This is a genomic window from Sporolactobacillus sp. BBK16-2 (genome assembly GCF_059878335.1).
Window position 1 is genome coordinate 606755 of the sequence record NZ_CM187611.1, and the last position, 26217, is coordinate 632971.

The 26217-nt window shown below is 41.3% G+C and carries 23 protein-coding genes and 2 pseudogenes; 19 read left to right on the plus strand and 6 right to left on the minus strand.

Features of this window, described 5'->3' with window-relative positions:
* The first annotated feature begins 4 nt into the window (after positions 1-4).
* Genes AC6F33_RS03125 through hxlB form a run of 4 tightly spaced genes read left to right on the plus strand, consistent with a single transcriptional unit; the run spans position 5 to position 2339 of the window.
* Complete coding sequence (locus tag AC6F33_RS03125) at positions 5-523, plus strand: YjbQ family protein (RefSeq protein WP_255747182.1); 519 nt, start codon at positions 5-7, stop codon at positions 521-523.
* A 1-nt stretch (position 524) separates the two neighbouring features.
* Complete coding sequence (locus AC6F33_RS03130; RefSeq protein ID WP_255747180.1) at positions 525-1136, plus strand: KpsF/GutQ family sugar-phosphate isomerase; 612 nt, start codon at positions 525-527, stop codon at positions 1134-1136.
* Positions 1129-1785: a ribulose-phosphate 3-epimerase gene (locus tag AC6F33_RS03135; protein WP_255747178.1), complete on the plus strand. Its 657-nt coding sequence runs from the start codon at positions 1129-1131 to the stop codon at positions 1783-1785. The genes AC6F33_RS03130 and AC6F33_RS03135 overlap by 8 nt, the downstream gene beginning before the upstream one ends.
* A gap of 5 nt (positions 1786-1790) precedes the next feature.
* Positions 1791-2339 carry a 6-phospho-3-hexuloisomerase gene (hxlB, locus tag AC6F33_RS03140; RefSeq protein WP_500777712.1) on the plus strand — a complete coding sequence of 183 codons (549 nt, stop codon included), beginning with the start codon at positions 1791-1793 and terminating at the stop codon, positions 2337-2339.
* Positions 2340-3479: 1140 nt separating this feature from the next.
* Here the strand turns inward: hxlB and AC6F33_RS03145 are convergent.
* Positions 3480-4220: pseudogene (locus AC6F33_RS03145) on the minus strand (IS4 family transposase); the annotation flags it as partial.
* Between the two features lie 50 nt (positions 4221-4270).
* On the opposite strand from AC6F33_RS03145, the gene AC6F33_RS03150 reads away from it, so the two are divergent.
* Positions 4271-5390 (plus strand): IS3 family transposase gene (locus AC6F33_RS03150; RefSeq protein WP_500777135.1). Its coding sequence is split into 2 segments (ribosomal slippage): positions 4271-4539 and positions 4538-5390, totalling 1122 coding nucleotides; the frame shifts between segments, so codons are not numbered across the junction.
* Positions 5391-5583: 193 nt separating this feature from the next.
* On the opposite strand, the pseudogene AC6F33_RS03155 reads toward AC6F33_RS03150, so the two are convergent.
* The 4 genes and pseudogenes from AC6F33_RS03155 to AC6F33_RS03170 all read right to left on the minus strand — a co-directional run.
* Positions 5584-6210: pseudogene (locus AC6F33_RS03155) on the minus strand (IS4 family transposase); the annotation flags it as partial.
* 261 nt (positions 6211-6471) lie between these two features.
* A complete protein-coding gene (locus tag AC6F33_RS03160) occupies positions 6472-7062 on the minus strand; it encodes a sigma-70 family RNA polymerase sigma factor (protein ID WP_255747175.1) in 591 nt (196 codons plus the stop codon).
* 455 nt (positions 7063-7517) lie between these two features.
* Complete coding sequence (locus AC6F33_RS03165; protein ID WP_500777713.1) at positions 7518-7829, minus strand: hypothetical protein; 312 nt, start codon at positions 7827-7829, stop codon at positions 7518-7520.
* Positions 7830-8696: 867 nt separating this feature from the next.
* Positions 8697-9410, minus strand: coding sequence for a L,D-transpeptidase family protein (locus AC6F33_RS03170; protein ID WP_255747172.1), 714 nt, complete (start codon positions 9408-9410; stop codon positions 8697-8699).
* 874 nt (positions 9411-10284) lie between these two features.
* On the opposite strand from AC6F33_RS03170, the gene AC6F33_RS03175 reads away from it, so the two are divergent.
* The 9 genes from AC6F33_RS03175 to AC6F33_RS03215 all read left to right on the plus strand — a co-directional run bounded on the left by AC6F33_RS03175 (position 10285) and on the right by AC6F33_RS03215 (position 17560).
* Entirely contained in the window at positions 10285-11820 is a 1536-nt protein-coding gene (locus tag AC6F33_RS03175; protein ID WP_255747171.1) for a BglG family transcription antiterminator, read from the plus strand.
* Positions 11810-12253 (plus strand): PTS sugar transporter subunit IIA, encoded by a 444-nt coding sequence (locus tag AC6F33_RS03180; RefSeq protein ID WP_255747169.1) that lies wholly within the window; start codon positions 11810-11812, stop codon positions 12251-12253. The genes AC6F33_RS03175 and AC6F33_RS03180 overlap by 11 nt, the downstream gene beginning before the upstream one ends.
* Positions 12254-12329: 76 nt before the next feature.
* On the plus strand, positions 12330-12797 hold the full coding sequence (locus AC6F33_RS03185) for a PTS sugar transporter subunit IIA (RefSeq protein WP_255747405.1): 468 nt from the start codon (positions 12330-12332) through the stop codon (positions 12795-12797).
* 20 nt (positions 12798-12817) lie between these two features.
* A complete protein-coding gene (locus AC6F33_RS03190; protein WP_255747167.1) occupies positions 12818-13135 on the plus strand; it encodes a PTS fructose transporter subunit IIB in 318 nt (105 codons plus the stop codon).
* Between the two features lies 1 nt (position 13136).
* Complete coding sequence (locus tag AC6F33_RS03195) at positions 13137-14243, plus strand: PTS fructose transporter subunit IIC (RefSeq protein ID WP_255747165.1); 1107 nt, start codon at positions 13137-13139, stop codon at positions 14241-14243.
* 21 nt (positions 14244-14264) lie between these two features.
* Entirely contained in the window at positions 14265-15119 is an 855-nt protein-coding gene (locus AC6F33_RS03200) for a class II fructose-bisphosphate aldolase (protein ID WP_255747163.1), read from the plus strand.
* Between the two features lie 25 nt (positions 15120-15144).
* Positions 15145-16038, plus strand: coding sequence for a ketose-bisphosphate aldolase (locus AC6F33_RS03205; RefSeq protein ID WP_255747161.1), 894 nt, complete (start codon positions 15145-15147; stop codon positions 16036-16038).
* Between the two features lie 175 nt (positions 16039-16213).
* Complete coding sequence (locus AC6F33_RS03210) at positions 16214-17089, plus strand: ROK family protein (RefSeq protein ID WP_255747159.1); 876 nt, start codon at positions 16214-16216, stop codon at positions 17087-17089.
* Positions 17090-17335: 246 nt separating this feature from the next.
* Complete coding sequence (locus tag AC6F33_RS03215) at positions 17336-17560, plus strand: DUF6932 family protein (RefSeq protein WP_255747157.1); 225 nt, start codon at positions 17336-17338, stop codon at positions 17558-17560.
* A 645-nt stretch (positions 17561-18205) separates the two neighbouring features.
* Here the strand turns inward: AC6F33_RS03215 and AC6F33_RS03220 are convergent.
* Positions 18206-18517 carry a hypothetical protein gene (locus AC6F33_RS03220; RefSeq protein ID WP_255747155.1) on the minus strand — a complete coding sequence of 104 codons (312 nt, stop codon included), beginning with the start codon at positions 18515-18517 and terminating at the stop codon, positions 18206-18208.
* 1071 nt (positions 18518-19588) lie between these two features.
* On the opposite strand from AC6F33_RS03220, the gene AC6F33_RS03225 reads away from it, so the two are divergent.
* From AC6F33_RS03225 to scrK, 5 genes are all read left to right on the plus strand, one after another.
* Positions 19589-21013: a GH32 C-terminal domain-containing protein gene (locus AC6F33_RS03225; RefSeq protein WP_500777714.1), complete on the plus strand. Its 1425-nt coding sequence runs from the start codon at positions 19589-19591 to the stop codon at positions 21011-21013.
* Between the two features lie 36 nt (positions 21014-21049).
* Complete coding sequence (locus AC6F33_RS03230) at positions 21050-22360, plus strand: MFS transporter (RefSeq protein ID WP_370645945.1); 1311 nt, start codon at positions 21050-21052, stop codon at positions 22358-22360.
* On the plus strand, positions 22360-23379 hold the full coding sequence (locus AC6F33_RS03235) for a LacI family DNA-binding transcriptional regulator (protein WP_500777715.1): 1020 nt from the start codon (positions 22360-22362) through the stop codon (positions 23377-23379). Before AC6F33_RS03230 ends, AC6F33_RS03235 begins: the two co-directional genes overlap by 1 nt.
* A 65-nt stretch (positions 23380-23444) precedes the next feature.
* Positions 23445-24860 (plus strand): glycoside hydrolase family 32 protein, encoded by a 1416-nt coding sequence (locus AC6F33_RS03240; protein WP_500777716.1) that lies wholly within the window; start codon positions 23445-23447, stop codon positions 24858-24860.
* Positions 24811-25755: a fructokinase ScrK gene (gene scrK / locus AC6F33_RS03245; RefSeq protein ID WP_500777717.1), complete on the plus strand. Its 945-nt coding sequence runs from the start codon at positions 24811-24813 to the stop codon at positions 25753-25755. Before AC6F33_RS03240 ends, scrK begins: the two co-directional genes overlap by 50 nt.
* The last annotated feature ends 462 nt before the right edge of the window (positions 25756-26217 follow it).

Sequence of the window (26217 nt, forward strand, 5' to 3'; positions counted from 1 at the left end):
GGAATTGACAGCTTATTTTAAAGATTTTGTGATTAGTACTGTGGCAGACCGTCCTTCTTATCACAATGTCACGGAACAAGTAGTGCAGGCCATTGACGAAAGTAAAATTAAAAATGGAATCTGTTTAGTGCAAACCGCTCATACCACCTGTTCAGTCTATTTTGATGAGTATATGCATGATAGAAACTATTATGGGGATGATTATCTTCATGTCGACATTAACCATGTTCTAGACAAGATCGTTCCTCGGCAAACCACAGAAAATTACCCGTATTTAAGCCCTGGCCCTAAGCACATTGCCTATGGTATGAAGAAAAATGATCCGGCTTACCCGGCAGTTGAGTGGACCATGTTAAATACTGACGGACACATTCGCGCAGACTTGTTGGGTAACAGTGTCACTTTAGGCATTAAGGACGGCAAGCTCATGAGTGGCTCGGTCGGATCTATCTTCTTTGTGGATTTTGATCAAACACGAAAAAGGGATCGCACCGTCAGCGTTGTGATTCAGGGGGATGAATGATATGGATCAAAACGATAAAAAAATTAATTCTTTATTCACACTGGAAGGCGAAGAGATTGCGAAGTTAGGCCAATCTATTTCACATAACTCGCTGCAGTCTTTGGTTGAACTTATAGAAAAGACCAAGGGCAACATTTTTCTAACTGGTTGTGGAACGTCGGCAATGGCAGCTAATAAGGCTGTTCACACACTACGTGTTGTTGGAATTAGCGCTTTCTTCATGAATCCATCCGATGCCGTTCATGGCGCTTTGGGCGCAATTAAGAAAGATGACGTTATGATCTTTATTTCAAAAGGAGGCAGTACCAAAGAGTTAACCTCTTTTGTGGAGAATGTCGCGGCTAAAGGGATTTCAATTGTGACTATTACTGAAAACCCGGATTCGTTTCTTGCACAGCACTCGAATCTAGTCGTAAAAGTTCATGTCGATCGTGAGCTTGATGCGTTCAACCTTCTGGCAACAGTCAGCACCATAGCAGTCATTTCGATCTTTGATGTGGTGGCGTCTTTGGTTATGGAAAACACGGACTATTCACGAAAGGATTTCCTCTTGAATCATCCTTCTGGAGCAGTTGGTGAGAAACTTCGAAAGGAGACAAAAACACATGAGTAATACCATCTATCCATCGATCCTTGATGCAACCCCAGACAAGATGATGAGTCTACTAGACTCGTTTAAAAAAACAAAAATTCACGGATTGCACATTGACATGATGGATGGTCATTATGTGCCGGATATGGGCTTAAACGACCGTCTGATCTCATGGCTACACGCCAACACCGACTTTTTTTTAGATGTCCATTTGATGGTAACACAGCCTGAGGCTCTGCTTGACACCGTGATTAAAGCCGGCGCGTCAAGCGTGACCGTACACTCAGATGCACAGGGAGATCTGTTCTATATTGCGCAGCAGCTCGATGAGGCTGGTGTTCAAGCCGGTGTGGCACTCAGCCCGGCGAGAGGCCTATCAAGTATTGTGCCAATTCTTCCGCATTTGGATCGCGTCTTGGTGATGACGACCGCTCCAGGTCACCGTGCATCCCACTTCCTGTTGGGGATGGCTGAAAAAGTCAAAGAACTTAATAACATTCGTCAGGAGCACAACTTGCAGTTCAAAATCGAAATAGACGGTGGCATTACGGATCAGACGTTGAGGAAACTTAAAGAAGCTAGTGCACATGTTGATGAGTATGTCTCTGGTGGTTATATTGTCAAAGCCGAAAACCCAGAACAAAACATTTTGTCTTTACTGGGGGCCTGAGAAACGTGAATAATCTAAGTCAGAATTTCAAACTCATTCTGAGTGAGATCTCAGATGTCCAAGTGGATTCTATCGCACTACAGAAACTGCTCTCTGCGATCCAAGAGGTAGATGCAATATTTCTTGACGGTCGCGGGCGTTCAGGACTCGTAGCAAAGATGTTTGCCAACCGGTTGTCGCATTTGGGATTAAAACCCCATGTGATTGGTGAAATCAGCTGCCCGCCTATCCAGACGGGGGATCTGTATCTCATAATATCTGGTTCTGGAAATAGTTCCGCATTACTGGAAAACGTTAGGAAGGTCCACAAACTTGGCGGGGAAACAGCTGTTGTCACCACCAATATAAACTCGAAACTTGCTCAGGTAACAGACATCAGCGTGCTCATCTCCACGGATACGAAATTTTCCAAGGAGCGAACCTCAAAACAACCAATGGGTGCACTTTTTGAACAGACGGTATTTATCACACTTGAAACAGCAGTATTGTCGTTAGCTCAAACTCTTGGTAGAGACGAAAATTTTATGGAAGCTCACCACGCCAATATCGAATAGGAATTTGCTTGTTTCAATACTTCCTCATAGGAAGATCACTATCTTTAACGCCACAGCATTCTGCTAAGTGGCGTTTTTATTTTTCGTTGTAGGCCATAGTAAAGCGGCTTCACTGTTTAAGGCAGTCACATTACTTCCCCTCTGCTGCTGTGGTATCTCACGATGAAGGCCGGAGACTGGATACGCTCTGTATTAGATAATCTAGAATTGAGCCATTGATAGGGAACATGGTTTGGAAATGGTGGGGAGGATTGAAAAAAACATCTGTCCGGTCATTGCCGATTGTATTATCTTTAGCGTGCGAGTCAACCAATGACTCTGGAAGTTAATGGCGCAATCTGATTGACGCGGATATGTCCGATGAATACATGGGATTGTATGATCAAAGGAAAGCTGTTACGAAAGATTTCATCTGGGGAACGCATTCATTGGTTGACCTGTTCCTATTTGGTCATGGAGTAGGTGAGGGGAGGGAATTGGTCTGAGTGTAGATCGGAACAATGATGTATTGAATGATTGGTAGCAAAGTGGGTGGACTAAAAAATGAGCAGTCGTCTCATAACAAGGACGGCTGCTCTAATATTATCGATCAGTCGAACGAAATGTTCGCTTGAGACGTTCATGACGTGCGTACGTGTTGATTCGGTGATTTGGTATCAAATCCGTTGAGGTGCGACAGTAATAGGTGCCGTGTGACTGACTAGATGAATAAAACGATGTGGACTTCTTCTATGTATCCCTGTCCAGTAAGGAGGCGGTTGGCGCTTCGAGGAAGCAGGAGGATCAGCAGTTGTGATCCACTGATCATTCAGGCGAGGTCTAGCTTGGTTCTTACGCGGACTTGCTTTGACTATCGAGGTGCTAATGAATCAAGCGCCTTTTGATTCACTGAGGGTTTCTTTTTGCTTTATTGCGTTAACGCTCCGCTTCACCTCCTTGTTTTCATAATACTAAATTTTTCTATAAATAGGAATATTTATTTTCAAAAAATTAGATAATTAATACCTATCTGTTCACAATTCCGACAAAATAATACGATAAGACTAAGTCTATATGATTATTTATATGGATGTGTATAGGGTTATAAGATATCTAGACAACATAATGGTCGTTTCCAATTCTCCGCAGAAAATATCTTACTCAACTTTCGCACCCTAATTTGGGCAGATAAACCTTGATATAGTTGGGTAAGCTCTCAATCCATTGTGTCAGTTGACGAGTAACCCATTTTTTTATTGACTTTTTTGTTTTTGTTATGGCGTCATGAAGAATATCCATGAGCTGCGTCAGTGCTACAGCCCAATCCAGTTCATTCATTTCGTCACAGAGTTCATAAAACATACCACCAAGGGTTCGATTATCTGTACTGCAACGGTTTTGCCAAGACAGGAGAATAAACCTTGTAAAGACAATGGTTGTGTGGCTAATCAGCAGATCGTACGATCTGCCTTGGAACTCTTTTTGAAGCTTAAGAAAAGACTTCGTTGCTTTAAAAAATAATTCAATATCCCATCTCATGCCGTACGTACGAATGATTTCCCGTTCTGTAAGTGTGCAGTCGGTACTTAAGATGGCTAACCATTCACTTTGTTTATTGCGGTTTTGAACGAACACCACTTTGACTGGGACTCCATTAGCCATTGTGGTACGAATAGAGCGCAAAATTTCTTTGTGACCGGTTACGGACTTCGACAGTCGATACAGCGTTCTTAATCCAACCCATTGAGAGCCTACTCGATAACGCTGATTCGTTGGTTTCACCATACCAATAACATCGATACCTTGATCGGTCAAATCCTTGATCAAAGGTTGTTGAGTAAACCAGCTGTCCATAAGAACATAGGACGCATCAATTCCGTTCGACAAGGCTCGTTTAACTATAATGGACCCAAGAATTAAGACACGAAATAAGGATGTGTTAAGGTAGATCTATGAAACGGAAATCTTACTCTCAAACATTCAAAGTCAAAGTCGTGCTCGAAATTCTGAAAGAGGAAAAGACGTTAAGCGAATTGTCCTCTACGTACGGTGTTCATGTCAATCAGCTTCGGCAATGGAAAAAGACAGCCCTAGACCAGCTCCCACAGCTCTTTGATCGTAAGCAGAATGATCAGAGCCGGATGCAGGAGGAATACGAAGAAAAAATTGACCGACTCTATGGCGAAGTTGGACGTTTAACCACGGAACTCTCGTGGCTTAAAAAAAAATCTGGCTACGACGATGTCACGCGATGAACGCTTAATTTTAGTCGACTGGGAAGATCCGGAGCTGTCCATTAAGAAACAGGCAGAACTTCTCTCTCTGAATCGTTCAGGCCTCTACTACAAGCCCGTTCCGCTTGCGCCTAGAGAGTTTATGGTCAAGCATCGTATTGATGAGTTGTACACCAAATACCCGTTTTATGGTTCTCGTCGGGTGACGTATCTGCTTAATCGGGAAGGAGTGATGATCAATCGCAAAGCAGTTCAGCGTCATATGCGCGAGATGGGGATTCAAGGCATTCATCCTGGACCTAATCTGAGTAAGCGAAACCGAAATCAGTATGTTTATCCTTATCTGCTGCGGAATTTGGCCATTACCCATCCCAATCATGTTTGGGGTATTGACATCACTTACATTCGGTTAAGACACGGTTGGATGTATCTGGCCGCCATTATCGACTGGTACTCACGCTACGTCATCAGTTGGTCCTTGGAGCAGACGCTGGAGATTGAGCTGATCACGCAAACCGTTAGCGATGCACTCACGCAGGCAAGACCGGAGATCATGAACAGTGATCAGGGCAGTCATTTCACGAGTCCACACTATCTGAATCTTCTCAAGGAGCAATCCGTTAAAATTAGTATGGACGGGAAGAACCGTGCCCTGGATAATATTATTACCGAGCGATTGTGGCGTTCGGTCAAGTACGAGGAAGTCTATCTCAAAGACTACGCAAGTCCAAGAGATGCTCGCAGAGGCATTGACAACTATCTGAATCTTTATAACCATGAACGGCCACACCAGTCGCTCGGTTATCAAACACCGGCTTCTGTTTATCACCAGGGGTAGGCGTGTCCCTCCCCATCCTTGAGAAAGTGTCTGTTTCTTTGAGAACCTGTCAAGGGGTATCGGCTTCGCCCTCCCTGCGGTCGCCCTGGACAGAACCCCAAAGAAAACAGGTCACATGGTTAGGATGGGGAAGGCCACCAAATACCCACCTTAAATTTTTCAAATACGTGTCTTGACAATGGGGTCCACTTTAAACCATCCCAGGGATTTGTTCAGGAGCTGTTTGTAAAGCTTCAATTCGTCTTTTATAGCCGGAACAACGCTTATCAAGCGTCGAATCGATATCATTAATTTTTGCCTTTTCTTTGCTTGAACTAAGGAGTGAAAAATCAATGGGCAGGAACGTTGATCCGTCTGACCATCCTAATGTCAGCATACGAAATCCTTTGTAGTGTCTTCTCTTGGCATGGTCAAAACAATGAGCCAAAAGTTCGACGCGCTTACTGCGGTCGCGATAAAAAGATGAATCATCCAGAATGAGTACTTTAGTGTGGCAGGTGCTCGTCAAACGGCTGACTTTCATAATCGTGAATACGCTTAGTGCCGTCAGGAAGCGGCGCCAGGCAAACTTCGGGTAGTTTAAAAAACGATAAACAGCATCCTTGCCTGGTAAGTCATCTGCTTTATTACTCTCCAGTAAACGATACCAATTTCTTTGGGTAAAGATCAGACGAAAAATAAGCTGAAAAAGATAACCACTGGAAAAGCCGAAGGCTTTTTGAATTCCTGCCTGACGTAAATGTTTTAGAATCTTCAACTCATCGAATTTTGCTTTTATTTCTAATGGTAGTTGATTATTTTGACCTTTTTTCGCTATCATATAGAGGGCACCTCTTCTGTTTGGTAGTGTATTTCGTCAAAATCACTATACCAAAAGTTGAGGTGTCTTTCTATTTTGTCAAGAAACATAATGAATAGGCCACAAAGTACGTTATATCAAGGGTTATTTCAGATTTTTACTCTGCGAAAGTTGAGTATCTTATATATATATTTTCCTATTCGTTCCACCATTGTACAGTCGAAAACAAAAAATCGACCGGATTAGCATTGTTTCTGTTGAACCGATCGATTTTTTAACTGCTTATTTTCGTTTTTTCAATTCATCTTTTAAAGGTGCTAACTTTTTACGCAAGCTTTTTTTCCAGGAGCGAACCGTGTGCTCGGAGACATGGGCAGCTTCGGCGATTTGTTCAGTACTCCAATCATGAAAGACGGAAAGCTTGATGTAGAGGGCCTCGCGCGGGGTGAGTGTGGGAAGGTGATCTTGGAGGATGCGCAGCATTTGCCTGTTCAGTGACTCGGTAGCTTCATCGGGAATGTCATAGGCGGAGTCGTCGCGTTCGTATACTTCTCGACTTTTGTTCTTGTAGTGTTTGCGGAGGTAGTCGGAGAGTCGGCCTTCCATCGTTCGAGCAGCGAAGGCGATGAACACATGTTCTGGATTTTTGTCCGGCGCAACTTTTGTGATGTCGAATTTGTCATTGGCTTCTGAGAATGCATACTGCGCGGTTTGCAGCAGATCGTCATAATCGGCGGGACATAAATACTGCTTGTACATGTCGTTATAGCGTTTGACGGTTTTTCGGATTTTCGGTTCATACTTTTGCATCAGTCTCTCGAAGGCATAGCATTCAGGCTCGAACGGGGCAGCAAAATAGTCGGTAAATGGCATAAATGTGGGGCTCCTTTCGGGGATTCAGTTTTTGGGTTGAAGCTGAATGTGTGGTGCGTGGATTAAAGAGGCGGTGACGGGGGGATGAAGCAGGTCTTGGTGTATTTTTGCTCTATGTTTTATAGATAGGAGACATGGTTCGGAAATGGTGGGGAGAATTTAAAAATATGTAAATAAACGAATAGATTTTAAGATTACATCAGAATTGTTAAGGAAATAGGGGAGTGCAGAATCAGAAGGAGACTTAACCGTTGATTCAGAAATGAAAAGGACATCTCTGAGTCGTGCAATGGAATTGACACGGAGATGTCCTTCTTGCATCAGTATTGGATTGTTCGACCAAAAGAAAAGCAAGCCTGGATTGGAACGCCGTTCGTCGACATGCCGGTTCGCATGCGGTTTCGGCGTAAAGGGGATTTCATTAGACTATGGTTTCTGTTCAGCTAGAGCTGAGCTTAGAAGCCGTATTCTTCGTCTTTATTGTTGAATGCCTTCAAAAAGTTTTGTAATTCTTGGTGGAGCCAAATTCGTCCATGCTCTGTATGGTTGCTGATGTAATCATGGTACGTACGAATAAAAGCAGGATTTAACATGCCAATTAATTGGGCAAGGGAACCGTCCTTATTATACATAGAAAGGTGGCTGGGCTGCGCGCGATAAACATGTTCTCCGGTTTTCAATTCAAACAAATAGTGGGTGTTACTCGTGTCACATTGACAAATAGCCTCCATGCACGCATTCACAAAAGTTCTCTTGCCTTTGTCCATTACAACGCCTCCAATAATAGTAGATTTGTCATGCTCATACCAGACTGTGTATCTGATCGAACACTAAAGCTGATGTACTATTTCCCAATTCCCCGGAGTAGATTCATCATCCATATTCTTATTATGCAGGAAAATAAGCAAGATACAATCACTAAATATGAGAAAAATATGAAAATACAGTGAATAACGATTTAATTGTGAACAAAATCTTAGAAAAATGGTGGAATGGGAGAGGTGCCTTTGGTTTGGTTAGAAGGATCTTAGTTGTAAATAAGCCGACTGAAGAGGCGCATGGTCAACTTCTTCCTAGGTTCGCAAAATATCGGATCTCTGCAAATTGCCTTTCACTACTAAAATAATCATAACAAGGCTCATACCATTTGACTAGGTGTGGGTTATTTTGACGATTACAGATAAATGGCAGCTGAGGATGAAACTTGCGTATCTTATTAACTAATGGCGTACAAATATAATGCTTGTTAATCAGTTTCTCTTTTTTGTAAACACTGCCCCATAAACCGGGATCTGTTAAGTCACACAAAGTTAAGACACTGAAGAAAAAGACTTCTGTAAAAGTCCTGACCAAAGGAAAGAAATGGGACAAGGTCGTTGCTTCGGGAAAAGTTGGTTATATACTAGCAAAGACAGTGAAAAAATAATTCATATTAAAACGACTACCAGTTTAAGCAAATAGTCGTTTCGTACAAGCAACAAAAAAATCGATCGGTTAGCATTCTCATGCTGCCGGTCAATTTTTTTCTCGTTTTGATCAAGTTGGATTCATCGAATCGTTGAGCTGTTTGTTTGCTGTTAAATAGCGCATAACCAATTTATCTTAAGATAGCAATCTTTATTTAGCCGTTCACTTTAAAAGCGTTTCAATTGATTGACGTTGTTGATGTTCAGTATATATGCTCCCGGCTTGATCGTTCTCATGAGATAGTTCATTTTAGAGCGAGACAGTGAAACGCATCCTGCGGTATAGCCACCGTTTGAGACATGAACAAAGAACCCGGATCCCTTCCATGGGACTCGTTTTGAGTTATAGTTGATCACGATTCCATATTTGTATTGTACCGGATAATCAATAAGGTGCTCGCTTGGTTTATTAAAAGAGCCGCCTTCCTGCCATGTGTTATAGTTTGGATCATTGCTGTCTTCTACCCACCATGAATTTGGTGTGATGTTCCGGAAAGGCAACTTTGTGCCTGGATTACTCGTCCCAAACGCAAAGGTTAATTTATAGGCTCCATAAGGAGTCTTCATGGCTCCTTCATGTGTTTTGCCAATCCCATATTTGCCAACATGTCCGTTTGTTGCCATTTTTTTCAACCATTTCTTACCTTTTTTCTGCCATAACTGGATCTTTGCATGGCTACCATTTCCAACAACAACGAGAATTTGTTTTGTTCGTTTGGACAGTTTTGTTTTTGAAATGGAGGATTTATTGACATATGTACTACCGCTGATTTGATAATCGACATTAAGTCTCTTTATATGGCTTTGGTTAACCTTAACTGTAAAAAAACTTAGTGCAGAAAATAATAAAAGGACAGAGCAGAGTGCGTACCATTTTTTCATTAATGCTGCCTTCTCTCAAAATAAATACTATTAAATTAACAGTTTTATTTTAACATGATTTAATGGGCTTTCACCTTGAATTTTTGATTGAAATTTGATTAAAGAATCAGCACCATTAGATTGATGCCCATCTATGCAGAAAATATCCATTTAAGACGGTAAGCCCTGTAAAGGTGCTGTGAAGATGAGAGAGTGTTGTGGGAAATGCTTCTTATCGAGACGAAGTATTTCTTGAAAGACTAAAATAATGACAATCATAAGTGAAACATACATGAAGAAGAAGGCTCGGACTCCGGATCCCCAGGTTTTTGGTGTGAATCCAATGACCATGCGCGACATAAAACCTGCGAAAAGAACGAGAGCAGCAAAGAGAAACTAAGCAAGCAGAAAAGAACACAAATATAATCAATCCGCCACAGAGACTAAGGTATGTAATCTGTTTCAATGTTTTCATTTCCATTGTTATGTACATATCCTCTTTAGCTACATCAATAACCAAAATTTCCAAAATGAGTGAAGTTTATCCCTAGGTAATGCGCTTAATAACCGTATTCTTTTGCGCCGGTGTTCCTAATTGCCGACATCATTTCATTGCAAGAGGAATCAGATTCATAATTAGAAAGATATCCGTACGCCATTTTGATGTTTGTGCTTTGGCTGTGATTAAAAATGCTTTAGCTGACTTGGATTGTTGACGTTCTGTATCTATGCTCTGGGTTTGATCCTTATTAAGGAGGGAAGTGATACGTATCCTACGTGCTTCTAACCACACTAATACGGACATAAAATTGTTAAAATATATGTAGTTGTGTATGCGCTTACATTTTAATAATATGAAACTATAAAGAGAAAGGAAATGAGGTGTGAATTGAGTATGACAAATACTTTGAACGATCGCCAAAAGAGGATACTGGAAATTTTAAAGCAAACTAATGATTATATCACTGCTGCTGAACTAAGTCGTCAATTTGCAGTATCAACTAAAACCATTTATCGGGATATGAAGCAGATAACGGAGACCTCTTCTCAAAATTATAGGATCGAGAAAAAAGAAAATCTAGGATATATGCTGGTCAACAAAAAACAGACAACAGAGAGTGGTGCTCCGGTCTTTCAAATGCCTGAAGAACGACGACTCAATTTGTTGCTTTACTTGCTTGCAATCTCGCCATACAAAACATCTATTCAAAAAATATCGGAAAGATATTACGTCAGTCAAAGTTCGATCATTAATGATTTTAAACATATTGAAGCGGCCATTGTTCCGTTCAACCTTAAATTATTAAAAGAAAATAGTGGGACTCATATTTGTGGCAATAAGCTTAATGTGCTCCGATTAAGCTCATCTATTATAGAGGGCTTTTTAAAACAGAATGGCGATCCATTTAATCAATATGATATTCCAGAGTTCATTGAACATACGAAAGTCAAAAATGCAACATTGTTCCAGGTTAAGGATTTCCTTCATGAAGTTCAGCAAGAACATAATGCATTCTTGGATCAGCCATCTTATTTAACCATGTTTTGTTACATGCTCTCAGTGATTGAAGGCTATACAAATAATATTCAAAAGCCTAATGCGAACAAGCCAATCGTTCATCAAATCAGAGATGATTCTGCAATTTTTCACGTTACCTATGAGTTAGTGAATAAAATTGAAAAATTCTATCAGATTAAACTAAACAATGATGAGTTTAATGAGCTGTACTACATTTTCAAGGCGTGCAATCTAAATCATGATTCTTTGTTGGATCAAGATCCAATGAGTAGGCAGGCAATGTACTTATCAAGCAAATTAGTAAGTAGAGTGTCTGAAAATAGTGGACTATTTTTTCAAGATGATGATGTTCTTTATAAGCAATTAACATCGCATTTGTGTTCGATGATCTATCGATTGAATCACAAAATAAACATTGTTAATCCAATTTTAAATTCTATTAGAACTAATTTTGGCGGGACCTTTGATTTAGTGAAGCAATGTGTTTATCAAGTTGTTGAAAAAGAGAATTATGCTGATTTTCTGAGTGATGAAGAAGTTGGCTACATCACATTGTATTTCCAAATCCTGATTGATAAATTCATGAAAGAAATTCCCATTCTGATTGAATGTACTAGCGGCATTGGTACATCACATCTTCTGAGTGAGAAAATCAAAAAAATGTTTCCACAGATCAACGTTAAGAGAATTGTCGCACAGCACAGGATTAAAGAAAGTGATTATGCTGATGTTGCTTTAATCATATCTACAGTAAAAACGCGTCACAACGCCAACAAGCCGACTCTTCTAGTGAGCCCGATTTTGAATGATACGGATAAATATAATATAGAGAAGTTTATCAACGACTACTATAAAGAAGCAAATGAAAGGATAGGGAGCAATAGTCCTAAGGAATCAGCAAATGTCACATGAAATTTTATCTGAAAAACTCATTTCGCTTCATTTGCATGCAGCGAATAAAGAAGAGTCCATAGTAGCTTTGTCAGAGATGTTGTTTCATGAAAGAAAAATATATAGTATTCAAGATTTTACAGAAGAAGTTCTTAAAAGGGAGGCGGATGGAGACACGACAATAGGAAAGGGTGTTGCGCTGCCACATGGTATCTCGGACGCAGTGATTGAGAGTTCTGTTGCCATTGGAAGACTAGATGCCGGGATAGCATGGGGATCTAAAGACACGGAACAGGTTCAATTGATTGTATTGCTCGCAGTTCGAGATAATGCCATCCAAAGAGCGCGAAATATTGCTCTTTCAAAATTTGCAAGCGTTTTATCTGATGAGAATACTTTAGAAAAAATGATGAGGGCTAAAGACACCAGGGAAATGATAAGCTTGTTCATTTAGAAAGATAGATAATCCTGTGGAGAACAGAATCCATTATGTCATTTTAACAAGTCTGAAGGAGGAAAGGGCTATGCAAATGAGTGTAGATGAACTGGACATTAAAAAAGTAATTAATGAAGATTTAATTGATTTGAATTTGGAAGCTGCGACAAAGCTTGAAGCCATTGAGCAATTAATTCACCTGTTGTACTTGAATCATTGTATTAATGATGAGAAAGATTTTCTGGAGGATGTACTAAATCGTGAGAAAGAAGGCATCACAGGGCTAGGCGAAGGCGTGGCCATTCCACATGGAAAATCAGAAAGTGTGATCCGGACTTCTCTTGCCATTGGTCGAACCCAGAAGCCAATTGAATGGGAATCTTTGGATGGGAAGCCAATAAGCACGATCATTTTGTTTGCGGTTAAAAATACAGATTCTAATGTTTTGCACATCAAATTGCTCCAAAGAGTCGCCATTTTACTCGCTGATGATGACGTGATTGCTAAGTTTCAAACTGTTCGCACCAAACAAGAGCTTATTGATTTGTTATCGAAAAAATAAGGAGTAGGGAGGAAATTGTGATGAAGATAGTGGGAATCTCTGCTTGTACATCTGGAATCGCCCATACGTACATTGCAAAAGAGAAACTAATCAAAGCAGGAACAGAGGCAGGGCATCAGGTTCGTATTGAAACTCAGGGAACCATTGGCATTGAAGATGAACTGACTGTGCAAGAAATTAAGGAGGCTGATCTGGTTATTATTGCTGCAGATATCAAGATAAGCGGAAGAGAAAGATTCAAGGGAAAGAAGGTGGTGGAGATTCCAACCAATCTAGCCATAAAAGCACCAAAACAGTTGTATAAGAAACTTGAATCAGAATTGCAAAGGGGTGTCTAGAATGTGGAAAAAGATTTGGAGAAAGATGGAACTTAAAAAGCATGCATTAACTGCCATCTCTTATATGCTGCCACTAGTTGTTGCTGCAGGGTTGTTAATTGCGATCGGGAACTTGGCAGGCGGATCGGTAATTACCAATTATAAAGAACCATTCTCAGTAGCTTCCGCACTCCTTTCTCTTGGCGTTTTGGGCATGGGATTGCTGGCGCCGGTGATCGCAGGAGCTATCGCCTATTCAATAGCAGATCGGCCGGGCATCGCACCGGGTCTACTAATGGGGCTGATTGCCAATTCCATTGGCGCGGGATTTCTAGGAGGCATGCTTGGGGGCTTTATTGTCGGATATTTTGTTCTGTTCCTTAGAAAACATCTAAAAGTTCCTAGATGGGCAGAAGGCTTAATGCCGATGATGATTATTCCGCTTGTTTCAAGTGTTGTTATTGGATTGTTAATGTACTTCGTTATTGGTGTACCAATCGTTTGGGCAACGGAGGGAATGACTTCTTTCCTTAATAGCATGCAAGGATCAATGCGTTTCGTCTTCGGTGCGATATTAGGGGGAATGGCAGCATTTGACTTCGGCGGCCCAGTAAACAAAGTAGCTTCGCTATTTGCCGACGGACTTTTGTTGCAAGGTGTAAAAGAACCCGAAGCAGTGAAAATACTTGCTTCAATGGTACCGCCATTCGGTGTGACGATTTCATGGCTTTTATCTTTAGCTTTTCGTAAGAAGAAATATACCAAGGAAGAGGAAGATAACATCAAGATTGCTTTGCCAATGGGTGTTTGTATGATCACTGAAGGGGTTATTCCGATTGCAGCTGTTGATTTGCTCCGCGTTGTAGCCGCTTGTACATTCGGCGCTGCTATTGGAGGAGGATTATCCATGATGTGGGGTGTCGCTTCCCCGGTACCATCAGGCGGAATGTTTATTGTTCCGGCAATGAATCATCCATTGCTCTTCACCTTAGCACTGCTTATCGGTTCTTTAATAACAGGGATCATCTTGTTCCTGTGGAAGAAGGAACCGACTAAAGAGGAAGAAAAATTAAGTGATAAAGATTTTGAAGAAGAATTTGATCTGTCAGATATAAAAATTTCTCAATAAAACAGACAAGGTGATGAGATTATGTACGTTTCGATGAACGGTATGTTACATCGGGCGAATCAAGGTAACTACGCGATTATGGCAATTAACTGTTTTAATCTGGAAACTGCTCAGGCTGCGATTAATGCGGCGCAGGAGTTAAGAGCACCAATTATCATTGATCTTCTGCAGGAGCATATGCAGCAGCATCTAGGAAGTAGGTTTCTCACTCAACCCATTATCAAAATGGCTCATGAAGCGAGTGTTGAGGTGGCGATTAATCTTGATCATGGTAAGGATGTTGGGTTCGTCAAGCGGTGTTTACAGGACGGCTTTTCAAGTGTGATGATGGATGCTTCTGAGCATCCACTAGATGAAAATATTCAGATTACGAGAGATATGGTGGAATTTGCGCAAACGTATGGGGCTAGTGTTGAGGCGGAATTCGGTAATATGGGGGCTGTTGCCGGTAATCATATGACCAATGATCAGATGTATACGGATCCGGATCTGGCCATTGATTTTGCAAAAAAAACAGGTATTGATGCCTTGGCAGTTTCTTATGGATCGAGCCACGGAATTTACCCGGGGGGGTTCGTGCCCACGTTTCACTTTGAAATTGTTGAACAAATAAAAGAAGCAACTAAAATGCCGCTTGTGCTGCATGGTGGCTCTGGGTGCGGGAGCGAAAATATTACACAATCTATTAAACTAGGAATCAACAAAATCAATGTTGGTTCAGATTTCATGAAGGCTCAGATCAGTAGTATCAAAAGACAACTTAGTAAAGATCCGGAAATTAATTTTGTTGACCTGATTCATAACACGATTAAAGGAGGCGAGGAATTAGTTAAACACTATATTCTCCTTTCGCAATCTGCTGGTCAATCACTTTAAAAAAAACAAAGGAAGTGTATGTATTATGTTAATAAACATGAAACAATTATTGGAAGTAGCCAAGGAACATCGTTTTGCTGTAGGGGCATTTAATGTGGCGGATAGCAATTTCGTGCGAGTGGTCGTTGAAGAAGCAGAAAAAAATAATTCGCCGGCAATTATCGCCGTACACCCGACAGAGTTAGCGTTTACGAAAGACAGCTTTTTCAACTATGTTGTAAGCCGCATTAAAAATAGCCCGGTTCCATTTGTCTTACATTTGGATCACGGTGACAGTTTAGCAAGCGTTATGCGCGCGGTTCATGCTGGATTCAGTTCGGTAATGATTGACGGTTCCTTGCTACCATTTGAAGAAAATATTCGCGTAACCAAAGAAGTTGTTGATGTGAGTCACAAAATTGGTGTATCCGTGGAAGGAGAGCTTGGGACGATTGGTAATACCGGCACGACCATCGAAGGAGGATTGACTGAGGTCATTTACACAAAACCGGAAGATGCGGCGGAATTCGTTGAACAGACCGGTGTGGATTCATTAGCTGTTGCCATTGGCACTTGCCATGGAATTTATCCAAAAGGCGTGACGCCGAAACTGCGTATGGATGTTTTAAAAAGTATTAAGGAAATTGTTGATATCCCTCTTGTCCTCCACGGTGGCTCTGCAAACCCGGATGAGGAGATTGCTGAAGCAGTCAAGATCGGCATTCAAAAAGTTAACATTTCATCCGATTATAAATTTGCTTTTTTCAAGAAATGCCGGGAAATATTGGCCACTACTGAACTTTGGGATCCGAATGCCGTTTACCCTGACTGCATTGACGAAGCCAAGAAAGTCGTTAAATATAAGATGGAATTATTTAATTCAATTGGTAAAGCAGACTGTTATAAAGATGTTCCTGCATGGCGAAGCGAGTTAAGTTAAGAACTTAAGTTAGAAGTACATTTTTGAAAGCGCTTAATTTAATAGAGTTGAAAAAGGTTAAGCGGATATCAGATGTCTTTTATAGTCCAATTATGGCTCAACATTTAGACGACGAAGTCTTATGCTGAGTTTTTTTTGCAGGGGAAAAAATTTAATCCTTAAGGAGGTAGGGATCATGTTATTCGGATCAATTGAAGCAGGAGGAACCAAGTTCATTGCGGCGGTTGGTGATGAGCAAATGAAAATAATCGACTCGATTACCGTACCGACGACGAAGCCTGAAGAAACGCTGGAACCCATCTTCTCATTTTTTGATCAGTATTCTATTGATGCAATCGGAGTTGGTTCATTTGGTCCCATTGATGTTAATGAGGATTCTAAGACCTTTGGTTATATCACATCGACGCCAAAGACTTCTTGGAAAAACTTTAACTTTTTTGGCAGCTTAAGTAAACATTATGACATGCCGATTGCTTGGACCACGGATGTGAATGCAGCAGGATATGCGGAATCTGTCATGGGAAATGCGAAGGGCACACAAAGTTGTCTGTACTTGACCGTTGGCACCGGCATCGGCGGTGGTTTTATCAATCAGGGACATATTCTGAACGCATACAGTCATCCGGAAATGGGGCATCTCTTAATCAAGCGCCATCCAAGCGACACCTTCGTGGGTAATTGCCCATTTCATACGGATTGCTTAGAGGGCATGGCCTCCGGACCGGCAGTTGAGAAGCGTTGGGGCAAAAAAGGCATTGAACTTGCTGATCAACCCAATGTATGGGAGCTTGAAGCTTATTATCTCGCTCAAGCGCTGGTTAGTTACACATTGATCTTGCGTCCGGAACGCATTATTCTTGGCGGCGGGATTATGAAACAAAAGCAGATTTTCCAATTGATTCGTGAACAATTTGAGCAGATGCTCAAGGGTTATGTTGCTGTGCCTGATCTGGACACCTATATTCAGCCTGTCGGACTAAATGATCAAGCGGGGATCATCGGAGGATTGTTACTCGCAGAAAAGTCGATTGGGAAAATAAAAGCCTTGTGATAGAGACGGAATCATTGGCCTAATATTTAGTGGGATGAATGGCGGTTTATGCATTCATCCTATTTTTCTATTGTGCTGATTTTGGATGCTTAAAAGTAGCAACTAAAAATGTGCAACAGTTAATCCATTGACAAAACAAATGGTACAAAATTCTATTAACTTATTAGTTAATTTAACGTTTATATTAAGAACATCGTGAGAATAAATTGTAAAATAGTATACCTTTTTTCTCCGGAGGGCAAGATTATGTCACTGGTTTTCAATGAGAATGGAGTTCTTAGTCCCGGAGATTACCTAATGACAATTGAGCAACTAAAAAGTTCTCTATTGGTTCAGGGACCTGGCGGTGGAGAGCCTTGGAATCAACAGAAACCGCTCATGTTAGTCAATAATTTATCTATTCTTGTAGATCAATTGCACCGAGTCGGAATTGATGAAATTTTTATTGATAGTTCATTTGTCAGAGGATAAGACAAATCCAAGTTATCTACGATCAAAATCGAGATTAGTGATGAAGTAGGGGCATAGACTCCAGCAACCTATGCATCGATTCACTCACTTGCCTCCATCTTCAAATGAATCAGGATCTTTGACTAGATAATATTATGAGGAATATCCATCACTCATGATTTGGTTAACGATAAAAGAAGTAGTCATGGATTGTGACTTAATTTACATTTCATGAATGAACGACATGTCCCCTGAAGAACGTAATGAACATATTGCACGAATTAGGAAGGCATGGAGTGAGAACTAATGCTGGTTGTTAGTTTATCTGAAGCATGTTCGTTAATCGAGAAAGAGAGGGTTAAAAGCGCCCTCTCTTCTTTTACATGCTTTGATAAGGTTATCCGAGCACTCAAGAAGTACAAGATTTTATTAGAATCAATGCATTTAAAACGGATACCCAGAGTTTCTCAAGAACCCATTTGTTTACCGTTAATTCAAATACGAAAAGGACATCGCTTGATCGTGCAACTGCATTGGATTGTTCGATCAAAAGAAAAGCAAGACTGGATTGGAACGCCGCTCGTCGACATGCCGGTTCGCATGCAGTCTCGGCGTTAAGAAAGGAGATTCCATTAAACGATGGTTTCTGTTCAGCTATAGCTGAGCTTAGAAGCCGTATTCTTCGTCTTTATTGTTGAACGCCTTCAAAAAGTTTTGTAACTCTTGATGGAGCCAAATTCGTCCATGCTCTGCATGGTTGCTGATGTAATCATGGTACGTACGAATAAAGGCAGGATTTAACATGCCGATTAATGTGGCAAATGAACCGTCATCATTATAGATAGAGAGGTGGTTGGATCGTGCACGATAAACATGTTCTCCGGTTTTCAATTCAAACAGATAGTGGGTATTGCTCGTGTCACAATGACAAATCGCTTCCATACCGGCATTCAAAAAAGCTCTCTTGCCTTTGTCCATAAGTACGCCTCCAACAGTTTTATTTGTCGTGCTCCGATCAGACTACGTCGCTGATCGAGCACTAAGACAATGTCCCTAGTCCCCAACTTTCCCCTGGGCAAGATTCATAGCCTATAGTCTTATTATGCAGGAAAGAATGGAATAGAGGCAATACTGAATAATGAGAAGATAAGAAAAATTAATGAATATTAGCTGAATCCTAAATAGAATAAGAGATTTGTGTATTGATTTAAGATCATTCATTAATTGACGTTCCCCATTTAATTTTTCATCGTTTGTCTATAACTTATTTCGTTCATAAGTGGGCACATTTTCCTCTCGAAATCCGTTCATTTTCTTTTCAACGAATACGTTCATTTTGCGACATCGTTAGGGAAGGGTTTGATTCCATTTTTAATTTGGTCGAAATGCTCTTGTAGGATCCATAAATTTTCCATATCATTCGCATATTGAGCTCGTATACGATTTCGTTCATTTTTTATTGCGAGAATCTGGAGGTTAAGTTGTTTGTTTTCACTTTGTAACTTTGAGATGATTTTCTGCTCTGATTCAGTCAATAGATTGGTTAACAATGATTTTTTTCCTCCCTGTCTATGCAGTTGATGTGCAATATCCCGATTAATCGTTCGGATATTTAATGGATCTTTGGTTTATATATTAATTGTCACAAATAGACAAAAACTAAACAAATTTAGTGATGAAGATCATTGCGGTGTTTGTTTATGCCTCGATCAGACAATTGATAATAGATCAATAGGGATTGAATTAAGTGATTCACTTGTTTCTTGCACAGGGCAAGGTGGTAAGAGTCCCTCTATTTCGTTTTGTGTAACTAATTTTTTCTTCAACATGAGCTAGTGAACCATCAAAATGTCGGTTCGTTACGTTCCTTTTGGGATGTTTCGGTCGACGTTTTTTGCTAGTAACGAGAGCTTTATTTATGCAAAGGCTTTCAAAAAAACTCTTGACAAAAATAGATAACGCTTTCATAATGCTGTTAGATGCTTATGCTTAAACGTTTAAGCAGCTTAAACACCAATGATTAACGAAAATGAAAGGGGTTAATTATTTATGAATAACAAAGTGTTTTACCGTCCTGAGGGAGCATTCGTTGGAGATGTCATTCCCTTCGAGGAGAATGGTCAGGTATATCTTTATTTTCTATTCGAAGATCGGAAAGTACCGAAAAATGGAATGCCTTGGTCTTTAGTGACAACAAAGGACTACGTGCATCTTGAGGAACATGGTGTTGCATTGCCGTCTGGCGGTCCAGATGCGAAAGATTTTAACTGCTATACGGGCAGTGTTCTTGTTGACGATCAGGGCACACATCATCTGTTCTACACAGGCAACAATCCTAAAACAACTGACGAAACCGGGCGGTCCATCCAGTTGGTCATGCACGCTACAAGTGATGACGGTATGAAATCATGGACGCGCCATGATGAACTGTCTTTCGGTCCAAGTGAAGATTACGAAGGCTATGATTGGCGTGATCCTTTCGTATTCAAGGATGAGGAAAAAGGAATTTGGAGAATGCTTTTCGCTGCTCGAAATAGCAGTGGTCCTGAACGTCGGCGCGGTGTTACCGCACAGTACATTTCCGACGATCTATATTCTTGGAAGCAAGCGAAACCATTCTGGGATCCTAAGCGATTCGTTGCAATGGAGTGTCCGGAGGTGTTCCATTGGGGAGATTGGTGGTACTTCATCTATTCCGAATTCACTGATGCATTCACAACCAAATATCGCATGGCAAAGACTCTTGACGGTCCGTGGATTGCTCCAGATAAAGACACAATTGATGGACGCGCTTTCTATGCTGCAAAGAGTACATTCCTCAATGGCAAACGTTTCTTCACCGGTTGGATTGCGACCAAGAAGGGTGCTCATGACGATGGGGAATGGCAGTGGGCAGGAACCATGTCAACGCTTGAGGCCGTGCAAAATGAGGATGGCTCACTCGCATTTCGCTTTCCTGAGACACTGACACAGAGCTTTCCTGAGACTGTTCCGGTTGCCATTGATAAGCAGTCGTTAAATGCTCCTGATGGATATGTATGTGCAGTGTCCGACAAGTTATTGCCGGATCAGGCCTATATCAAAGCCACGATTAACATAAAACCGGGAACTCACGAATGCGGGCTGCTACTGCGTTCCTCGAACGATGGCGATTCTTCCTATGTCATTCGTTTGGAGCCACATCGCTCGCGAATGGTTTTCGATCGGTGGCCACGTAAAATGACAGGAGGAGAGCAGTGGCAAATCTCTGGAGACGTTCCCTACTATGTCGAGTTGGAGCGCCCTTGTGATCTGCCTGCAGGTAACCACACACTGGAAGTGATTACGGAGGAATCAATTGCCGTCATTGTTCTAGATGGTCAGATTGCCCTTAGCACAAGAATCTACGATAAACGAGCAGGAAGAATCGGATACTTCGTTAGCGATGGGGCAATTGAATTATCTTCGCTTGAAGTCAAACAGCGGGAGATCTAAGTCAAGTCCAGCGGTCATGATCATGGAACTTCGTATTTGTCTCATAATGTTTTAAGCCATAGACGTAGGAAAAACGATAAATTTAGAAAGTCAGGCGAAAAAATGATAAGTCTAAAAAATCTAAAGATGGATCGCACCGCTCGCTTCATTTTGGGATTCGGAGTCTTTGCGATTCTACAAAACATGGGATTCTATATGATCGCATCCGTTCTTATGCCGCAGCGATTGAAAGATATTGGAATTGATAATCCGGATGCTTTGCTTGGAACGATTAATGCTGCGGGAGCCATGCTCTCTCTTTTCGTTAACGTCTTCGTCGGCTCCATGTCGGACAGAACGAGATCACGTTTTGGCAAAAGAACACCATGGTATCTGGCAGGTGCTGTCATTGCAGCAATTTCTTTCTATTTAATCGGAACTCCGGGTACTGGAATTGGAATTCTACTGGCATACTGCTTTGCAAACATTGGGCAGAATATGATGACGGCTCCCATTGTTGCAACACTTTCTGATCGTGTTCCTGAGTGGAATCGTGGCATCGTGTCTGCTGCATATGGCGGAGGAATCACGGTAGGTCAGGCAATTGGTACTTTCTTCGGTTCATTATTTATCTTTCGTACAGGTATCGGATTTGCCAGTGCAGGCGCAATGTATATATTCGCGGGCATTCTGGCATTTCTCCTTCTCCCACGTGAGCCGCGTAATGACACAGAACAGGTCAACAGGGAGCGTGAGCCTATTTGGCGGGTAATTATGAAAGCGTTCACACCTCCGATGCATGCTCCTGATTTTTGGAAGGCGTTTATCTGCCGTACGAGCTTAATCGTTGCCTATCAGATGATTGCTTCCTATCAGCTCTATATCCTACAGGATCACATCGGGCAGACCAAGGCACATGCCGCCAGTGTCATTTCCATAATGTCATTGATCACTATGGTCGTAGCGTTCATTGCATCGATCACATCTGGACCTATTTCGGACAAAATCGGTAAGCGTAAGCCTCCCGTTATTTTATCTTGTGGATTGTATGCGATTGGTATTGCGATGCCGTGGATCTTCCCAACAACGATGGGTATGCTGCTTTTTGCAGGAATTGCGGGTTTTGGTTATGGTATGTATATGTCCGTAGATCAGGCATTGAACGTCGATGTTCTGCCAAATAAGAAGAATGCGGGCAAAGACCTAGGTTTTCTTAATATGGCAAGCTGTGCCGGACAGGCGATCGGTGCGGTCATCACATCAACGCTAGTTACGATTGTAGGATCATATATTCCGGTATTTCCTGTTGCAATCGTAATAACGGTTATCGCCGCTCTGTCGGTATGGAGCATAAAAGGGGTAAAGTAATGAGAAAAATTACGCTGCAAGATGTTGCTGAGGCGGCTGGGGTTTCGGTTGCAACGGCTTCATGGTCGATCAATGACAATGAGAAGCATCGAATCCCTGCAAACACACGCAATAGGGTTCGAAAAATAGCCGAATCACTTGGCTATCAACCCAATGCTTTAGGGAAGGGACTTGTACAGGGAACATCCGATCTAATTGGATTTGTTACAGATGATGTTGCTACCATGCCTTTCGCCGGACAGATCATTAAAGGGGCACAGGATGAGGCTTGGCGGAGTGGGAAGCTTCTTCTCATTATCGATACCGGAGGCAAGGAATCAGTCGAAAACAAAGCACTAACTATGATGGCTGAGCAGCAGGTGCAAGGAATCATTTACTCGACTTGGTATCACCGTCCGGTGGAATCACTGAAATTGCAGTCGGAAAGACCTGTAGTACTTGTCAACTGTTTCGATATGCACGATCTGTATCCCGCTATTGTCCCTGATGAGGTTCAAGGTGGTCGGACAGCTACCGAACTTCTTGTAAAGGCCGGTCATCGACGCATCGCTTTCGTGAATACGACCTCTCCCTCACCAGCGCGAACTGGGCGTCTGGAAGGATACAAACAGGTGTTGGAGGAGGCGGGAATTTCTCGAGATTCCTCGTTGATTATGTATGCGAAGCCTGATCAAGAGGGGGGATTCAATGTTACAGAATCCCTCGTTGAAAGCGGGGCGACCGCGGTATTTTGTCATAATGATCGTGTCGCGATGGGAATTTACGATGGCCTTAAGCAGAAAGGGCTGTCAATTCCTGATGACATATCTGTCGTTGGCTTTGACGACCAAAGCGTTATTTCCGCTCATTTGCATCCCGCATTGACAACAGTAGGACTGCCTCACTACGATCTTGGAGTCCTAGGTATTCGAAAATTACTGAAGATCTGTAACGATAAAAGTGATGAACAAAAAGTCGGGACCACCCGTGTTAAATGTCCGCCAGTGATCAGAGACTCAATAAAAAGGCTGCAGTCCTGACCATGTGATGATAGGCAAGGCCAGCATCAGTTGGAAGGTATTAAATGTTTGGAAGGAGTTTGTGAATGATGAATCAGATCACTAATAATCGATACAGGCAAAACTATCATATAATCCCTCCAACAGGATGGATGAACGATCCAAATGGACTTTGTTTTTTTAAGGGCTATTATCACGTTTTTTTTCAATATCATCCCTATAGTTCTGAATGGGGACCGATGCACTGGGGCCACGTTAGAAGTACGGATTTAATTCATTGGGAAGAATGTCCAATAGCGTTGACTCCAGGAGATAATGAAGATAAAGACGGCTGTTTTTCCGGTAGTGCTCTGGTAAAAGATGATAAATTATACTTGATTTACACAGGACATCACTATAAAAAAAATACGAATAAGGAACAATACTGGCAAAATCAAAATATTGCATTTAGTGACGATGGAATTCATTTTGAAAAATATGAAAATAATCCAATAATAAGTAGTGCACCTACCGATAATGCAGCTGATTTTAGAGATCCAAAGATTTGGTGTGAAAATGGTAAATGGTTCATTGTCTTGGGCAGCCAAAATAAATCAGGATTTGGAAGAGTACTATTATATTCATCCGATAACTTGTTTGAATGGGAATACAAGGGAGTGCTTAGCCAATCAAAACATCCTGAAACAGAGGGATATATGTGGGAATGTCCGGACTTTTTTGAGTTAGATGGGCATCGCGTCTTATTAATATCCCCACAGGGAATCATTCCTAATAACGGTATCTTCAAAAATGTATACCAAACTGGATATATGATTGGGGACGATCAACCTGGTATTTTTACGAGAGGGAACTTCATTGAATTAGATTCAGGACATGACTTCTACGCAACACAAACAATGAAAACAGATGATGGAAGGCGTATTATGCTCGCGTGGATGGACATGTGGGAGAACAAGATGCCTGAACAATCGGATGGATGGGCAGGAACAATGACCCTTCCAAGAGAATTAAAGTTGGTAAATAATAAACTGTATTCATGCCCGATACATGAATTGAAAACGCTTCGATCTGAGCTGCTTTTATCAAAAAGTGAACGCATCAATGAAATAGCTTTTAGCAGCAAAGAACATCAACTAGAAATTGATGCTAAAATGAATTGGGATCAAGCATCAAGTATATCTTTAGAGATGAAAGCAGACAACGGATTGACCATTATCTCTGTTCAGTTTGATGCTAAAGATCGTAAAGTCCATCTCCATAGAACGGGTCCTGATCCTGACAGACAAACCGTTATTGATCAATCAGAAGAACTATCGATTAGGGCATATGTTGATACGTCATCATTTGAACTCTTTATCAATAACGGAGAAGCCACATTTTCAGAACGGTTTTACTCAGAGGGTGATCTTCACTTTCATTTAATGGCGCAGCAAAGTGCTTGGTGCGATCTGAATGTCTATAGACTGGGAAATGATTCGAGCAGAACGATTAGATATAAATGAGGTAAAGGAGATAAAGGCCATGTTATTAGGGAGTATTGAAGCAGGCGGGACTAAGTTTGTGTGCGCTGTAGGAAATGAAGACTATCGAGTAATTGAAAAAGTATCGATCCCTACGACGGATCCAAGTACTACATTCACTAAGGTGATCAACTTTTTCAAGAAATTTAACGATTTAGCTGCGTTATCGATAGCATCTTTCGGACCCATCGAAATACAAAAAAATAACAAATTATATGGATACATTACCGAAACGCCTAAAAAAGGGTGGAGCCAAACTAATTTTGTAGGACCGATCAAAAAGGAATTAAATATCCCCATATTTTTTACAACCGATGTTAATGGATCTGCTTACGGAGAATACATGATGGCACAACTATTTAATGAAAAAATTCAATCTCTAGTGTATCTAACGATCGGAACAGGCATTGGCGGTGGCGCCATAATAGACGGAACGATACTGGGATCGCAGGGACATACTGAAATGGGGCATGTATATGTCAAACGACATCCTGATGATTTGGATTTTAAAGGTATATGTCCCTTTCATAAAGATTGTCTCGAAGGCTTAGCATCCGGTCCAACATTTGAAGCTAGAACGGGTATTAATGGAAAGGATATCCCGATTAATCATCATGTCTGGGATATTATGTCGTACTATGTCGCTCAAGCCGCTATTCAGCAAACGATGATTCTCAGACCAGACAACATAGTGTTTGGCGGAGGTGTAGTCAGTGAGGCCTTTCTAGAGAAAGTCAGACGCGACTTTGCGGAACTAAACAACAATTACATTAAAGTTCCAGATCTAAACACGTATATAAGAATGCCAAGAGTCCAAGATAACGGATCAGCAACACTAGGAAACTTTGCATTGGCATTCAAAGAACTCAGCAAATAATAAATTTAGGTTGATTAAGACAAATAAAGTCATATCTTTTGGAAGCTGCCTTTTGACAACCTTGTTATAAATACTTAATTTCAAGATATACTGAAAAGCCGAATTCATTCTTTTCGGCTTTTTAGGTTCCGTAAAGATTGAATAAGACACCTTGAATTGATAGATTAAGGCCCTGTAAAACTTGGTTGAAATCTATCAATTTGCTGTCTTTTTTACTGTAGAAATGACAGAGGGTAGCCTCCTATAGAATTGCGTGGAGCAGGAAAGTGGCAAGTATGAATCGAAGTATATACATAATCAATACGTTTGTTATGCAATAATCACTGGTCATAAAGAGGGTAGTGCCAAGCCTTGAAACTGGGTTGGTTGCATTGGAAACGAGAACTGCGAAGTGGGGTATTATTGAGGATTGTACAATGCCCTCTCCCCATGCAGAGCGATATGAGAGCGACGATCACTGGA

What these genes read in the sequence shown, in the direction of transcription:
- scrK (WP_500777717.1), top strand. Translation starts at nt 24,811, where the DNA reads ATGTCTATAGACTGGGAAATGATTCGAGCAGAACGATTAGATATAAAT.
- AC6F33_RS03130 (WP_255747180.1), top strand. Translation starts at nt 525, where the DNA reads ATGGATCAAAACGATAAAAAAATTAATTCTTTATTCACACTGGAAGGC.
- AC6F33_RS03200 (WP_255747163.1), top strand. Translation starts at nt 14,265, where the DNA reads ATGTACGTTTCGATGAACGGTATGTTACATCGGGCGAATCAAGGTAAC.
- AC6F33_RS03215 (WP_255747157.1), top strand. Translation starts at nt 17,336, where the DNA reads ATGTCACTGGTTTTCAATGAGAATGGAGTTCTTAGTCCCGGAGATTAC.
- AC6F33_RS03205 (WP_255747161.1), top strand. Translation starts at nt 15,145, where the DNA reads ATGTTAATAAACATGAAACAATTATTGGAAGTAGCCAAGGAACATCGT.
- AC6F33_RS03195 (WP_255747165.1), top strand. Translation starts at nt 13,137, where the DNA reads ATGTGGAAAAAGATTTGGAGAAAGATGGAACTTAAAAAGCATGCATTA.
- AC6F33_RS03240 (WP_500777716.1), top strand. Translation starts at nt 23,445, where the DNA reads ATGATGAATCAGATCACTAATAATCGATACAGGCAAAACTATCATATA.
- AC6F33_RS03185 (WP_255747405.1), top strand. Translation starts at nt 12,330, where the DNA reads ATGAGTGTAGATGAACTGGACATTAAAAAAGTAATTAATGAAGATTTA.
- AC6F33_RS03170 (WP_255747172.1), bottom strand. Translation starts at nt 9,410, where the DNA reads ATGAAAAAATGGTACGCACTCTGCTCTGTCCTTTTATTATTTTCTGCA.
- AC6F33_RS03180 (WP_255747169.1), top strand. Translation starts at nt 11,810, where the DNA reads ATGTCACATGAAATTTTATCTGAAAAACTCATTTCGCTTCATTTGCAT.
- AC6F33_RS03210 (WP_255747159.1), top strand. Translation starts at nt 16,214, where the DNA reads ATGTTATTCGGATCAATTGAAGCAGGAGGAACCAAGTTCATTGCGGCG.
- AC6F33_RS03190 (WP_255747167.1), top strand. Translation starts at nt 12,818, where the DNA reads ATGAAGATAGTGGGAATCTCTGCTTGTACATCTGGAATCGCCCATACG.
- AC6F33_RS03225 (WP_500777714.1), top strand. Translation starts at nt 19,589, where the DNA reads ATGAATAACAAAGTGTTTTACCGTCCTGAGGGAGCATTCGTTGGAGAT.
- AC6F33_RS03175 (WP_255747171.1), top strand. Translation starts at nt 10,285, where the DNA reads ATGACAAATACTTTGAACGATCGCCAAAAGAGGATACTGGAAATTTTA.
- AC6F33_RS03235 (WP_500777715.1), top strand. Translation starts at nt 22,360, where the DNA reads ATGAGAAAAATTACGCTGCAAGATGTTGCTGAGGCGGCTGGGGTTTCG.
- AC6F33_RS03165 (WP_500777713.1), bottom strand. Translation starts at nt 7,829, where the DNA reads ATGGACAAAGGCAAGAGAACTTTTGTGAATGCGTGCATGGAGGCTATT.
- AC6F33_RS03135 (WP_255747178.1), top strand. Translation starts at nt 1,129, where the DNA reads ATGAGTAATACCATCTATCCATCGATCCTTGATGCAACCCCAGACAAG.
- AC6F33_RS03220 (WP_255747155.1), bottom strand. Translation starts at nt 18,517, where the DNA reads ATGGACAAAGGCAAGAGAGCTTTTTTGAATGCCGGTATGGAAGCGATT.
- AC6F33_RS03160 (WP_255747175.1), bottom strand. Translation starts at nt 7,062, where the DNA reads ATGCCATTTACCGACTATTTTGCTGCCCCGTTCGAGCCTGAATGCTAT.